Genomic DNA, 14,487 nt, shown 5'->3' with positions numbered 1-14,487 from the left:
TAAAAGGAGTGGTGGTTTTTGAGTGAAGTATATAAGCGCTCTTTTTCTGACGGTATAGCAATTGGTTTTGGATATTTACCAGTTGCGATGGCTTTTGGTATTACAGCAAAACCACTCATTGATTTACTGTCTACAACATTAATGAGTGGTTTAAACTACGCAGGTGCAGGGCAATTTTGTTATTCCAAGTACATTTTAATTCTATCAAGAACCATTTGATTTCTTTCAGTAATTTCAGATCGTCTAGGGATATTCGTATAATCATCTAAGTTATCTTGCCACTCTGTAGGGAATGGAAGTTGTGATAATGGTTTGTACTCGTTTATAAATGATTCGGGTAATGTGCCAGTTGGAGGTTCAATCCCTTTTATTCCAAGCCAAACATACGCCCACATTCTAGGGACGACTTGCCAAATGTTATAACCACCGCCTCCTAGAGCGAGTAGTTTACCATTTGCATATTGATCAGCAATTTCATTAACGATCTTAGGAATCTCTTCGTAAGCTTTTGATGTTAAACATAAATGTGTCATCGGATCACGATAGTGCGCATCTACACCGTTCACATGTACGATAATCGTCGGTTTAAATGATCTAGCGGCAATTTCGATACTCTGTTTAAAAACGTCTAAAAATGAATCGTCTTCGGTAAATGCATCAACAGGTAAATTCACGCTAAACCCGAAGCCTTGTCCTGTACCGCGTTCAGTTACTAAACCAGTACCAGGGAATAAATAACGTCCCGTTTCATGAATAGAGTATGTCATAATCTCATTTGAGTCATAAAACGTGAATTGTACACCGTCTCCATGATGTGCATCAGTATCTATATAAAGAACACGTTCATTGTATTTTTCTTTTAAATATTGGCATACAATCGCTGCATCATTATAGACACAAAATCCACTCGCTTTACCAGTAAATCCGTGGTGAAGTCCTCCTCCGAGAGAAGCAACTTTATCCGCTTTACCTTGCATAATCAAATCTGCGCCAGTCAAACTCGCACCGACGAGCATGCTACATTTCTCATGCATATTTTCAAATTGAGGGGTGTCTTCTGTATTTAAACCATAGTTTGCAAGTTCTCTTTTTGTAATGTTGTTATGGCCTGCACGTTTAACAGCGTCGACATAGTCTTTTGTGTGAACGAGTAAAATTTCTTCTTCAGTAGCGACGCGTGGAGTTACAATTTCTTCATCGCTTAAAAATTGAGCCGCTTTTAATAAATCTGTCGTCATCTTTAAGCGCATCTGATTAAATGGGTGTGTATCATTAAAGCGATATTTAAGTAACTCATCATCATACACATAAAGTGCACGCATCTTTTTAACCTCTATTTAATGGGTCGACGACGTCATATCCCATTTCTTCGAGTTTGTTTATAACAAACATCGGATTCATAGCGTTAATTTTTATGACGACAAATTTATGGCCTTCTTTTTCAGTATTATCAAATATTGTGATGGATACAGCAACAATATTTAAATCATATAGTATTTTACCGATATCATAGACGATTCCTGGACGGTCGAGTACATCAATTTCGATAATTGAGCCAGGTATCTTCATACCAGTTATCTCGATAAACGCTTCCATAATATCTGTTTGTGTAATAATTCCTACGAGTTTTTTTGATTGGATGACACAAATCGCACCGACGTCGAATTCTAAAAAGTCGACTGCGAGTTCTTCTACGAAATCTCTTGGACTCGTAAACATGACACGTGTTTTCATAATATCTTCTAGTGGATGGTGGATAGTCGTTTCACTATGAGTGTTTAAAATCGAGGGTAGTGCGAGATTGATGTCTTTATCCGTCACTAATCCGACGACTTCTTCATTTTCAACGATTGGTATGTGTCGAATGTGGTGTTCGTTTATTAAATTTAAAGCATCATTGATCGTATCCTTCGGAGAGAGCGTTTTCACATCTCTCGTCATAATTCGGCTAACTAACATACATATCCTCCTTAAAAAAAGTAGCGATGTTTAAATCTTATCTCATCAAATATAAGTTGCTGCTCGGTCGTAATATGTTTTCCGACTCTAGCCATTAAAGTATTCGCAGGATGACTTGTAATTTCAGGGTCGTTTGTCATATATACTTCAAATCCTGCAACGGCCATTAAATTAATCATTAATTGTTTATACTCGTAAACATCTAATCCAGTTCCTTTTAAATCCCAGTGCCAATAATACTCAGTCGTTAAAACGATATAATTTTCCATATACTCATCCATCATCGACAATTTCAGCATGTTTTGGCCAATTCTTAAATTTCGGTATGAATCAGAAACTTCAACTGCACCGAGTTCTAATATAAATGGATGATTACCTTCACTCCATCTTTCAAACTCATCAGGTCTATGAAACGTAACGTAACCGATAATGTTATTATCTACACGTGCAACGATGATACGACCTTCTTCTAAACTTGCGATTTCTTTTATTGCTTCAAATTGATCGTTTGGTCTTCTAAATGCATTTAAATGTTCGTCAAAAGTATACGTATTTAGCGCTTCTTCACTCACAGGACCTTCGATTATAATCGTTTGGCTATTTTTTTCGTATTCCATTTTAAAATAATTTTTTATATGCTCCAACATATCACCTCAAATCACAATATATGTCTAGTTATTTATATTATACATGAATCATTTTTATATTTATGTCTAAATGCGATTGAAAATTCGAACGAAACCGTTGAAATTCCTAAAAATAACAGATAAGATTATAAGTAACGTCAAAAGAAAGCGTTTTACTTAAATTTTAGGAGTGAATGTAATGAATTACGAAATCTATAAATCTGTAGATAAAAGTTCGAATATGGGACCTTACGAAGAAACAGTTAAAAACTATTCGTGGGAAGAAGTAAAAAAACATTTTACATGGTATGAAACTAACAAAGTAAACATCGCATATGAAGCAATTGATCGTCACGTTGATGAAGGATATGGTAACAAAGTAGCATTACACTATAAAGACGATTCTGGCGTTTCATCATTTACTTTTAAAGAGATGAAAGAAAAATCTAATAAAGCTGCAAATATGCTTAAGAGTAAAGGTGTTCAAAAAGGAGACCGTGTATTTATCTTTATGCCAAGATCGCCTGAATTATATTTTGTATTACTCGGTGCAGTGAAACTTGGTGCGATTGTTGGACCATTATTTGAAGCATTTATGGAGAAGGCTGTCGTTGACCGATTAGAAGACTCAGAAGCGAATTATTTAATTACGACTTCTGATTTATTAGAGAGAGTACCTTATAAAGAGATCGATACACTAAAACACGTATTTGTCGTCGGAGAAGACGTTAGTGAAGATGAAAAACTCTTAGATTTTAAACAGTTATTTGACGAAGCATCAGATGAATGTGACATCGAATGGGTAGATTTAGAGGACGGATTGATTTTACATTATACGAGTGGTTCAACTGGCTCACCAAAAGGTGTATACCACGTTCATAATGTGATGGTTCAACAATATATTTCAGCGAAATATGTGACGGATATTAAAGAAGACGATGTATACTGGTGTACAGCTGACCCAGGATGGGTAACTGGAACGAGTTATGGTATTTTTGGACCGTGGTTAAACCGCGCGACAAACGTTATCGTCGGAGGACGTTTCTCACCAGATGCATGGTATTCAGCACTTGAAGAGTTAAAAGTGACAATTTGGTATTCAGCACCGACAGCATTCCGTATGTTAATGGGAGCTGGAGACGAAGTTATAAAAAATTACGACCTTAGCCATTTAAGACATTTACTATCTGTTGGTGAACCACTGAATCCAGAAGTCATTAAATGGGGAGATAAAGTATTCAACTTAAGAATTCACGATACGTGGTGGATGACTGAAACAGGAGCACATATGATCGTTAACTTCCCCTCAATGGATATAAAAGCTGGATCTATGGGTAAACCATTACCAGGTGTAGAAGCGGCAATCATTGACGACAACGGTGAAGTCTTACCGCCAAACCGTATGGGGAACTTAGCAATGAAAGCACCTTGGCCATCGATGATGCGCGATATTTGGAACAACCACGAGAAGTATAAATCGTACTTTATTGGTGATTGGTACGTTTCAGGTGACTCAGCATTTATAGATGAAGACGGGTACTTCTTCTTCCAAGGACGTGTAGACGACGTCATTATGACAGCTGGGGAAAGAGTTGGACCGTTTGAAATTGAATCTAAACTCGTTGAACATGAAGCGGTAGAAGAGGCTGGAGTTATCGGTAAACCAGATCCAGTACGTGGTGAAATCGTTAAAGCATTTATCGCATTACGTGAAGGTTATGAACCGACGGACGAGTTAAAAGAGGAAATTCGTAACTTCGTAAAACTTGGTCTCGCAGCACATGCAGCACCACGTGAAATTGAATTTAAAGATAAATTACCAAAAACACGTAGTGGTAAAATTATGAGACGTGTATTAAAAGCTTGGGAGTTAAACTTAGACGCTGGAGACTTATCAAGTATGGATGATGATTAACATTAAAGCAGCAGAATATTCTGCTGCTTTTGTTATGTGGATTCCGCTAATGATTTTTAGGGAAATGTTAGTGATGGCACATAAGTGAATTTTATGTAATAATAATCATTAGAAAGATTGAGTTAAATCTTAAAAAAAATATTCTTGTTGGGAGATGTAAAAGAATGGCACATTTAACAGACCAAGAGATTGCTGCTAAAGCAACATTACAACCAATTGAAGAAATTGCTCAAAAAGCAGGTATTCCTGAAGATGCATTAGAACTTCATGGTAAGTATAAAGCGAAAGTAGACATCAAAAATCTCGTTGGAAATGAAGAGGATTCAAAACTAGTACTCGTAACAGCAATGAACCCTACACCAGCTGGTGAAGGTAAATCAACTGTTACTGTTGGACTAGCAGATGCATTCAATAAACTAGGTGAAAAGGTTATGGTTGCTTTACGTGAACCATCACTTGGGCCAGTAATGGGTATTAAAGGTGGAGCTACTGGTGGTGGACACGCTCAAGTGTTACCGATGGAAGAAATCAACCTTCACTTTAACGGTGACTTACACGCGATTACGTCAGCAAACAATACGCTTTCAGCGTTAATCGACAACCACATTCACCAAGGTAACGAGTTAAATATCGACCAAAGAAGAATTACGTGGAAACGTGTCGTAGACATTAACGACCGTGAACTTCGTAACGTCGTTATCGGTTTAGGAGGACCAACTTCAGGTGTTCCACGTGAAGATGGATTTGATATTACTGTAGCAAGTGAAATTATGGCAGTACTTTGCTTAGCGACAGATTTAATGGATCTTAAAGAAAGACTTGGCCGTATCGTATTTGGTTATACGAAAGATAAAAAACCAGTTACAGTTAAAGACTTAAAAGTAGAGGGTGCATTAACACTACTACTTAAAGAAGCGATTAAACCAAACCTTGTTCAAACGATGGAAGGTACACCTGCGTTAATTCACGGTGGTCCATTTGCGAACATTGCACACGGTTGTAACTCATTAATCGCTACAAACACTGCAAGAAAATTATCTGACATCGTAGTAACAGAAGCAGGATTCGGTTCTGACTTAGGTGCTGAGAAGTTTATGGATATTAAAGCACGCTTTGGTAACTTTAAACCAGATGCAATTGTTTTAGTTGCAACAATTCGCGCACTTAAGATGAACGGTGGCGTTGCGAAAACTGATTTAGGTGCAGAAAATCTTGAAGCATTAAAATCAGGTATCGTAAACTTAGAGAAACACATTGAAAACGCACGTAAATTTGGTGTTGAACCAATCGTAGCATTAAACGACTTCGTTACAGATACAGATGCTGAACGTGAATTCGTACTTAACTGGTGTAAAGATCGCGACGTAAAAGTAGCACTTACACAAGTTTGGGAAAAAGGTGGAGAAGGTGGTATCGAGTTAGCGAAACAAGTAAAAGAAGCTCTCGAAACACCAAACAACTTTGACTACCTATATGATCTTGAACTTTCAATCCCTGAAAAGATTGAAAAAATCGTTACAGAAGTATACGGTGGAGACGGCGTTAACTTTACAGATAAAGCAAAACGTCAAATCAAAGAAATCGAAGAAAATGGCTGGGGTAACTTCCCAGTATGTATGGCGAAAACTCAGTACTCATTATCAGACGATGAGAAAAAACTCGGTCGTCCAACAGGGTTTACAATTACAGTACGTGAGTTAATTGCTAAAACTGGTGCAGGATTTGTCGTTGCGTTAACAGGTAACGTTATGACAATGCCAGGATTACCAAAAGTACCATCAGCAAACCATATGGATGTTGATGCAGAAGGTAACTCAACAGGATTATTCTAATAAATCTAAGACGTGTACTAATGTACACGTCTTTTTTTGAATCAAAAAAATCCTCCAAGATTATTCTTGGAGGATAATTTATTTATTCATCATCGTTGTCATCATCTTCGTCGTCTTCTTTATCGTCTTTTCCTTTTTTAAGTGCCTCTTTAATTCTTTTAGGCGCAGAGCCAATACGGTAATAATTGTCGTTTGTTCCTCTTACTGTGCCGCGTAAATCGCTAGCTGATAATTGGTAATCGAAGTCTGCACCGTTACGGTTTAAAACACTTTGATCATTTAAGCCAGATTTCGTAGAAAACTGTGTATGATCAGCAACGAGCCCTGTGACTTGTTTGTCCTCACCACAGCTTCCTTTTTGCATGAGCATTCCACAGAATGTTTCTTCATGAACAGAGCTTGGTCGACTGAATTTTTTCCCAGCACCCATTTTTTCACTGTCTACATTTTGTAGAGCACTTGATAACATTTGCCAATTATAAACTGGTAGGTGTCCATCATCTGCTGTACTGTAAACTTGTGGGATATTACTGTCGTAACCCATCCATATACCGAGTGTAACTTCTGGATTGTAAGCAATCATCCACGTATCGATAAATTGCTCAGATGTTCCTGTTTTTGTTGCCCAATCGTATGTCGAAGAAATCTGATTATAATAACTACTAATATGATACGCAGAACCTGTTTTAAATACTTCTTTTAACATGTCTGTGACTAAATACGCAGTAGATTCTTTCCATACGTCATGACTGACGGTTTCATGTTCGTAAATCACTTTTCCTGTTGGATCTGTAATTTTTTCAATCATATAACTATCCGTCATCACTCCGTTATTACCAAAACTAGAAAATGCATTTACTCCATCTTCTACAGTCATGTTGTTCACTCCAAGAGGTAGTGAAGGGATACCGATGTTATTGTAATCAAATAGTGAGTCTGGCATATTTAATCCCATGTTTTCAAGATATTCTCTCGGGTTATATTTACGAACTTCCGCCCATAGACGTAATGTTGATAAGTTGTACGAGTTCGCAAGTGCATTTTTCACTGATAGTAAACCAAAGTCTTTTTGGTCATAGTTTTGTGGTGAATAACTTGTGCCTGCTTCAGGATTATAAATCGAGAACGATTTATCAAGAATAACCGTGTCTGGTGCGATAAGTCCCTTATCGACACCTGGACCGTAAACCGCGAGTGGTTTCATCGTAGACCCGGACATTCGTGATGTTTGTGTCGCGTGGTTGTTTTCAGATGATTTAAAATCACGTCCACCGATAAAACCTAAAATTGCACCGGTTTTGTTATTTTTAAGCATCGCACCGACTTCGTGTTTTAACATCTTTTCTTTATCGTTGTTACTAATATCGATAGCATCTAACGAACTACGGTCACCGTAATAGTAGAATTGATTGTTTTTAACATCTTGCATCGTGTCGTATATTTTTTTGTCGATTGTCGTTTCGATGTGATATCCGTTATTTCTTAACGCATCGTTTGCTTTTTGCGTATACTCTTGATTTAAGAGTGGTGTGATATTTAAGTCTTCTTTTGAAATACCATCCGCTTCTGCGAGGATGTATTTTAATACACCGACTGCACGGCGCTCAATTTCTTCAGTTAAGAATGGATATTTTTGGTTTGGAATTTCAACTGAACTTGTCATATTTTCATATAAGTCGTATTCAATTGCTTCGTTATATTCTTCTTCAGTTATTTTTCCTTCAGTAAACATACGATTTAAAACATGTTCTTGACGATTTTTACCAAGTTCACGTTCATCTTCTGGCTTTAACGAACCGTCCACATTAAACGGTGTATATGCATAAGGGTTTTGTGGTAAACCAGCAATAAAAGCAGCTTCAGCTAAGTTTAAATCTTCAGGATGTTTACCAAAAATCCCCTCTGCTGCACTTTTTAAACCAGCGATGTTTTGACCATTTGCGTTACGGCCAAATGAAACGGCATTTAAATATGAAGTTAAGATTTCATCTTTTGTAAGTAAATCTTCAACTTTAAATGCGAGAAGTAGCTCAGATGCTTTACGTTTAAACGTCGGATCATTAGTCAGTAACTGGTTTTTAACAAGTTGCTGAGTGAGTGTACTACCACCTGTACCTTCACCACTCGAAATAACTTCTTGTAAAGAAGCACGAATGAATGCTTTCGGTACGACACCGTTATGCTCATAGAAGTTCTCATCTTCTGTTACGATTAACGCATCGATGACATTTTCAGGAATATCTTCAAATTTAATCGACTCTCTAATTAAATCGGACTTTAACGTACCGAGGTTTTCACCAGATGCAAATGATACATTTGTACTTTCAGTAACGTCTTTTAGTTTAACTTCGATTTCTTCGTTCGTATAATCATCACCGTTATTTACAAGAGCTGCAAAATATCCAAGCCCTACACTAAATAACAAGATTCCTAGTAGTGATAATGAGAGTATCGTAAATAGTAAAACATTCCACACTGTATCGTATGTCGTATTAAACAAGAAACTAAGCGGATGTTTAGTTTCTTTAAAACGACGTGATATATTTTTAATACGTGATTTAAATGAATCACCTTGTATTTTATTGTGTGTTTTATCTTGACGTGTAAATAATTGCTTAAAGCGATTAACAAAATTATTCTTTTTCATTACGACCTCCTGTTGACAGAATTATATCATAATTTGACATATACTTAACAAGGATTGTATTATTTAATCATTGATATTATAATATTTAGTAACAAAACTTTATATATTGAAATGTAAGAGAAGTAATTTTAAGAGAGCTGTTCAGAGAATGTGTGGGTGGTGAGAACACATCAGTGACTTAAAACGAATACACTTACGTAAATATTTCAAAGCGAGAGCTTCATCTATTAGAGTAAAATTTATGGTGGTACCGTGTTCAGCACCCATACAGTGATGTATGGGTGTTTTTTTATATACAAAGGAGAGAATATAATGAGTGAATTAATTCAAGATTTAAAATGGCGTGGGTTATTATACCAAGTGACAAATGAAGAAAACATTGAAAAGTTAGTAGAAAACGAAACAGTTTCATTATACTGTGGAACGGATCCAACAGCAGATAGTTTACACATTGGGCATTTAGTACCATTTTTAGTATTAAAAAGATTTCAGCAATATGGACATCGCCCAGTCGTACTCGTCGGTGGAGGAACAGGTCGCGTTGGAGACCCATCTTTTAAAGCATCAGAACGTGATTTAATTTCTGAAGATGATTTAAACAAAAACATCGCAGGTATTGAAGCGCAACTGTGTCGTATTTTTAATTTTGATAGTGGTAAAGAAACAGATGCAATTTTAGTAAACAACTACGACTGGTTAAAGGATATTAGTTTAATTTCTTTCTTAAGAGATTACGGTAAGCACGTTGGTGTCAACTACTTACTCGCTAAAGATGCGATTCAGTCACGTTTAGAAACGGGAATTTCTTTTACGGAGTTTACGTACAACATAATTCAAGCAATCGACTTTTTACATTTAAGACAAACGTATAACGTTAAAATCCAAGTCGGTGGCTCTGACCAGTGGGGGAATATCGTTTCAGGTATTGACTTAATGCGTCGTATTGAAGGCATTACGGATGCTGAAGGTTTAACGATCCCATTAGTGACAAAATCTGATGGTTCTAAGTTCGGTAAATCTGAAGGTGGAAACATCTGGCTAGATGCTGAAAAAACGTCACCTTATGAATTTTATCAGTTCTGGTTTAACCAAAATGATGAAGATGTCATTCATTTCTTAAAAGTATTTACATTCTTATCAAAAGAAGAAATCGAAGCGCTTGAAGAGAGTGTTAAAACTGAACCTCATTTACGTAAAGCACAGCGTGCACTCGCTGAAGAGATGATCAAAATTATTCACGATGAAGCAGCATTAGAAGAAGCGTTACGTATCACTGAAGCGTTATTTAGTGGAAACATTAAAGAGTTATCTGGTAAAGAACTAAAAGACGCGATGAAAAACGCACCGCAAGCGACAGTAGAAAACACGGAACATCCACTTGTGAATTTACTCGTCGACGCTAAAATTTCACCGAGCCGTCGTCAGGCACGTGAGGATATTAAAAACGGTGCAATTTATATAAATGGTGAGCGTGAACAAGACGTGGATTACACAGTGACTTCTAAAGACTTTTTAGAAGGGGATTTAATCGTATTTAGACGCGGTAAGAAAAAGTATACAGTCGTATACTTTGAGTAATATGAAACATAATCATCGAAAAGAAGACATATATTTTGATCATGAGTTAAACGCATGGATTATAAACGATGCAGTAATTGCCAAAGATATTTTAAAAAATCCGTCATTTACTGCGTTTAGAAAAAGTAAGCAAATAGAATCGATTCATACATCACAATATAATAAAGATGTTATGAAAGAATTTTATAATCACTGGCTGATGTATCAAAAAGAAGGTATCGATCACACAAATATGAAGCGTTCGGTACAACGTGCGTTAAATCAGTCGATCGCTCGACTATCAAAATCAAGTGTCGACGCGAGTCATTTATCTTTAACAAAAGAACAGATTAATGTAGTTAATGATATATCCGTTCCATTTTTATATAGTTATTTACCAAGGTTTTACGGCATATCAAAAATGGATTATAAAAATCTACTCGATATAGGCGTTCCGTTAATCGATTATATTATGTTGGATAATCAAGATGGGGACGAGATTGTAAAATCGATTCATAAAACACGTAACTACTTAATCGATCTTATAAATAAAAAGAAACTCGATCCAAATGGTTTTGTATGGAAATTGCTTGAAGAAGCGGGACAAACAATGGAAGTCATAGATATATTATTAAATATGATTATCGACGGACATCGACCGTTTTTAAGTAGTGTGAATGCACTTATATATCATACGTTAAATAATAAAGACATGACCTTTAAAGTAAAAGACGTATTAAGAGAATATCCACCGTTTCCGTACATTCGTAGAGTGTGTGTAAACGATACGAAGTATCACGATGTCATAATAAAAGAAGAACAGCACGTATTACTGATGATTCAAAACATAAATACAGATATGAATCGTTATGGTCTGACATTTGGTCACGGGATTCATTATTGTCTTGGTGTAGTAATTGTGACGCTCGGTTTAGAAAGACTTTATAAACAGTTAGACGTTTTGAAGGACTATACAATTAAAGAATATAAATGGTCGAGAACGTTTAGTTTTAATGAACTTACAATTTTAGATATAGAAAAGAGACTTCCATAGTTTGGAAGTCTCTTTATGTTTAGAATAAAAGTAATGCAACTGAGATGATGATTGGAAGTGAAATTGCAGTACGCATTAAGAAAATGACAAACATTTTTCCAACGCCAAGTGGAATTTTAGATCCTAAAATAACTCCACCAACTTCTGATAAGTATAGAAGCTGAGTAATACTTAACGCACCGACAATAAATCTTGCCATTTCTGAAACTTCACTACCGATTACTAATGTTGGTAAAAACATATCTGTAAAACCGATAAATAGCGTTTCAGATACAGCTTTTGCATCTGGAATACCAATCGTTTCTAAAATCGGTACGAACGGTGCACCGATAATACTAAATATAGGTGTAAATTCCGCAAGTACTGTACCGAGTGTACCGACCGCCATTACAACAGGTAATACAGCGATCCACATATCGAGAACTGTTTTATAGCCATCTTTTACGACGCCTAATGCTCCATCTGCACCTTCTGCTTTTTCTAATGCTTGTTTATACCCCCAAGAAAAACTCGTTTCACCTTCAGGTATATGTTCACTATACTCATTGTTTTCTACATAATAAGTATCATCAATTTTAGATAGAGGCGGGATACGTGGTAATACAACCGCACATACGATTCCTGAGAATATTACAGTCGCATAAAACGGAACGAAATAGTTCAGCATGTTTAGATAATCTAATATAACGATCGTAAACGTAATCGATACGACAGAGAACATCGTCGCAATGACTGTTGCTTCACGTTTCGTATAAAATCCTGCTTCATATTGTTTACTCGTTAATAAAACCCCGATTGTACCGTCTCCAACCCAAGATGCTAGGTTATCAACTGTAGAGCGTCCAGGTAAAGTGAATACAGGGCGCATAAACTTTCTAAATAATGTTCCGACAAACTCTAGTAAACCGTAGTTTAAAAGTAACGGAAGTAAAAATCCAGCGATTAAAAATACCGCAAATAATGTCGGTAATAAATCATAAAATACAGTTCCACCTGTATCTTCAGACGTGATTTGAATCGGTCCAATGTTGAAGAGTACGAATACACCAAACACAGCACCTAATACACGGACGATGATCCATCCTATTGATTGCTTAAACAATTGGTTTAACAATGCATTGTCAGATTTAACGACGTATGTAAATAATAAAGAAAGTAGGGCGGATATTACCATAATCGATGCGACGATATAACTGATCGCATTCTCACCGAATAATCCGATGAATTCTAAAATTTTGTTTGCAATATATGCAACGGGTACGGTAATTTCCCCAGCCTCATTTTTAATTGGAAAGATGAATATAAAAATACCAATTAAAGATGGGAGAATGAATTTTAAATTGTTCTTAACTGAATACATATAAAACACCTCTTCACTCTAATAATTATACACAATATTAACTAAAAATAAAGTACATATCATATATTTTTATTTTTAAATCGCTTACATTATTATATACGATTCTTTGCTTATATAGAATAGTAATTCGTGTTATATTGATATAAGATTTTTAGAAATGGTGATTTAATGAATAGATTACTCATCGCTATATTTATGTTTACGATATTTTTACTCGGAATAATGGAACTCATTATTTCAGGACTTACTGAAATGATTAGTACCGAGCTACATATAAGTTATGGTTTAACTGGACAGTTGATTACAGTGTATGCTGTATCTTTTGCGATTTTTGGACCCGTATTAATACAACTGACAGACAAATTCAGTCAGAAGAAGACGCTTATTTATGCATTTTTAATATTCCTATTCGGAAATGTGATATTTATGCTCAGTCATTCGTTTACGATGCTCGCAATCGGACGTGTAGTGACGGCGATGGGGGCATCGGTTTTAATCGTTAAGATCTTAGACTTAACGTCATTATTATCTGAAGCACATAAAAGAGGAAAGACGATCGCATTTGTATATATGGGGTTTAGCGCAGCAAACGTATTTGGAATTCCAATAAGTACTTTAATTGGTAATATATTTGGTTGGCGAGAAGTGTTTTTCATCATCATTGTACTCACGATTATTACAGCAATTCTCGTATTAACGAAAACACCGAATATTACGTATACGACTACGACAGAAGATAAAAACATCATCACGCATAAAAAGAACGTCGTATTATACATTACGATTACGCTACTTATACTCACTGCGAACTTTATTATTATTGGATATATTTCTCCGTTATTAACGAGTAACGGATTCACGCTGAATCAAGTATCACTGTCCTTATTTATAGCAGGGTTAGGCGGTATGTCTGGGACATATCTCGGAGGAATGTTAGTCGATAAATTTCCAATTAAATATGCGATGATGGCGATGATCGTATTATTTTTAATGATGACAATTGCGATTCCATTTACTTTTAATATTCCTGTTTTATTTTATATCGTGTTTTACTTATTTAACGTATTTGAATGGAGTACATCTCCAATGATTCAATCTGGACTAGTAAGTAGTGTAAAAGGAAGTGCAGCCAAAGTCTTTAGTTGGAATATGTCGAGTTTAAACTTAGGAATAGGACTTGGTGCGGTCATCGGTGGGATATTTATTGACCGAATCGCTCCGTTACATTTACCATATATAAGTGCAATATTTTTAGTTGTCGGCATATTCATTGCATCACAGCTGACATTAGTTGAAAGAAGTGAATAATTTGAAGCGTATATTTGTACTCATCATATTGTCGTTATTACTGACTTTCGTACTCAATGCGACAGACATATATCATATTGATTTTACAATTACAAACCTCATTTATATATTTATATTTTTAGTGATTCTAATGGGTATCTATAAAATTATATTTAGATTTATAAAAACCTTTGCAGTGTTCTTTATATTAATAATAGGAGTATTCATTTTGTATTACATTTACGTATAC

The 14,487-nt window shown here is 35.8% G+C and carries 12 protein-coding genes; 7 read left to right on the top strand and 5 right to left on the bottom strand.

What is annotated here, in order from left to right; genetic code table 11:
- Nucleotides 1-18 precede the first annotated feature (18 nt).
- The gene (locus BBS29_RS07515) at nucleotides 19-219 is read left to right on the top strand and encodes an AzlC family ABC transporter permease (RefSeq protein WP_068130891.1); all 201 of its coding nucleotides are present in this window, start codon (nucleotides 19-21) and stop codon (nucleotides 217-219) included.
- Here BBS29_RS07515 and BBS29_RS07510 read toward each other — a convergent pair.
- From BBS29_RS07510 to BBS29_RS07500, 3 genes are read right to left on the bottom strand one after another with little or no spacing between them, the layout of a single operon-like run.
- Nucleotides 180-1,322: an acetoin utilization protein AcuC gene (locus tag BBS29_RS07510; protein ID WP_068130887.1), complete on the bottom strand. Its 1,143-nt coding sequence runs from the start codon at nucleotides 1,320-1,322 to the stop codon at nucleotides 180-182. The two genes, BBS29_RS07515 and BBS29_RS07510, sit on opposite strands and share 40 nt — an antisense overlap.
- Nucleotides 1,323-1,326: 4 nt before the next feature.
- Nucleotides 1,327-1,959 (bottom strand): CBS and ACT domain-containing protein, encoded by a 633-nt coding sequence (locus BBS29_RS07505; RefSeq protein WP_068130884.1) that lies wholly within the window; start codon nucleotides 1,957-1,959, stop codon nucleotides 1,327-1,329.
- Between the two features lie 11 nt (nucleotides 1,960-1,970).
- Nucleotides 1,971-2,603, bottom strand: a complete 633-nt coding sequence (locus tag BBS29_RS07500; RefSeq protein WP_068130881.1) for a GNAT family N-acetyltransferase — start codon at nucleotides 2,601-2,603, stop codon at nucleotides 1,971-1,973.
- Nucleotides 2,604-2,784: 181 nt separating this feature from the next.
- Here BBS29_RS07500 and acsA point away from each other — a divergent pair, with 181 nt between their 5' ends.
- Together acsA and BBS29_RS07490 are read left to right on the top strand one after the other, a co-directional pair.
- The gene (acsA, locus tag BBS29_RS07495) at nucleotides 2,785-4,500 is read left to right on the top strand and encodes an acetate--CoA ligase (protein WP_068130878.1); all 1,716 of its coding nucleotides are present in this window, start codon (nucleotides 2,785-2,787) and stop codon (nucleotides 4,498-4,500) included.
- A 164-nt stretch (nucleotides 4,501-4,664) separates the two neighbouring features.
- Nucleotides 4,665-6,332 carry a formate--tetrahydrofolate ligase gene (locus BBS29_RS07490; RefSeq protein WP_068130875.1) on the top strand — a complete coding sequence of 556 codons (1,668 nt, stop codon included), beginning with the start codon at nucleotides 4,665-4,667 and terminating at the stop codon, nucleotides 6,330-6,332.
- Between the two features lie 82 nt (nucleotides 6,333-6,414).
- Here BBS29_RS07490 and BBS29_RS07485 read toward each other — a convergent pair whose 3' ends face one another.
- A complete protein-coding gene (locus tag BBS29_RS07485) occupies nucleotides 6,415-8,979 on the bottom strand; it encodes a transglycosylase domain-containing protein (protein WP_068130871.1) in 2,565 nt (854 codons plus the stop codon).
- A gap of 309 nt (nucleotides 8,980-9,288) precedes the next feature.
- Between BBS29_RS07485 and tyrS the strand changes: the two genes are divergently transcribed.
- Complete coding sequence (gene tyrS / locus BBS29_RS07480) at nucleotides 9,289-10,557, top strand: tyrosine--tRNA ligase (protein ID WP_068130932.1); 1,269 nt, start codon at nucleotides 9,289-9,291, stop codon at nucleotides 10,555-10,557.
- A 1-nt stretch (nucleotide 10,558) separates the two neighbouring features.
- Nucleotides 10,559-11,590: a hypothetical protein gene (locus tag BBS29_RS07475; protein ID WP_068130868.1), complete on the top strand. Its 1,032-nt coding sequence runs from the start codon at nucleotides 10,559-10,561 to the stop codon at nucleotides 11,588-11,590.
- 19 nt (nucleotides 11,591-11,609) lie between these two features.
- On the opposite strand, the gene BBS29_RS07470 is transcribed toward BBS29_RS07475, so the two are convergent.
- Nucleotides 11,610-12,950: a YjiH family protein gene (locus tag BBS29_RS07470; RefSeq protein WP_068130865.1), complete on the bottom strand. Its 1,341-nt coding sequence runs from the start codon at nucleotides 12,948-12,950 to the stop codon at nucleotides 11,610-11,612.
- Between the two features lie 168 nt (nucleotides 12,951-13,118).
- Between BBS29_RS07470 and BBS29_RS07465 the strand changes: the two genes are divergently transcribed.
- Complete coding sequence (locus tag BBS29_RS07465; protein WP_068130862.1) at nucleotides 13,119-14,258, top strand: MFS transporter; 1,140 nt, start codon at nucleotides 13,119-13,121, stop codon at nucleotides 14,256-14,258.
- A gap of 1 nt (nucleotide 14,259) precedes the next feature.
- The coding region (locus BBS29_RS08450; protein ID WP_218836851.1) for a hypothetical protein at nucleotides 14,260-14,487 on the top strand (228 nt) is incomplete at its 3' end.

The organism is Nosocomiicoccus ampullae (assembly GCF_001696685.1).
Classification (GTDB): Bacteria; Bacillota; Bacilli; order Staphylococcales; family Salinicoccaceae; genus Nosocomiicoccus; species Nosocomiicoccus ampullae_A.
Note: the sequence above shows the minus strand (reverse complement) of the source record. Positions and strands in the feature narration are given on the sequence as shown.

Coding starts and splice junctions, on each gene's coding strand:
- BBS29_RS07490 (WP_068130875.1), top strand. CDS start 4,665: ATGGCACATTTAACAGACCAAGAGATTGCTGCTAAAGCAACATTACAA.
- BBS29_RS07505 (WP_068130884.1), bottom strand. CDS start 1,959: ATGTTAGTTAGCCGAATTATGACGAGAGATGTGAAAACGCTCTCTCCG.
- BBS29_RS07475 (WP_068130868.1), top strand. CDS start 10,559: ATGAAACATAATCATCGAAAAGAAGACATATATTTTGATCATGAGTTA.
- BBS29_RS07485 (WP_068130871.1), bottom strand. CDS start 8,979: ATGAAAAAGAATAATTTTGTTAATCGCTTTAAGCAATTATTTACACGT.
- acsA (WP_068130878.1), top strand. CDS start 2,785: ATGAATTACGAAATCTATAAATCTGTAGATAAAAGTTCGAATATGGGA.
- BBS29_RS07465 (WP_068130862.1), top strand. CDS start 13,119: ATGAATAGATTACTCATCGCTATATTTATGTTTACGATATTTTTACTC.
- BBS29_RS07470 (WP_068130865.1), bottom strand. CDS start 12,950: ATGTATTCAGTTAAGAACAATTTAAAATTCATTCTCCCATCTTTAATT.
- BBS29_RS07510 (WP_068130887.1), bottom strand. CDS start 1,322: ATGCGTGCACTTTATGTGTATGATGATGAGTTACTTAAATATCGCTTT.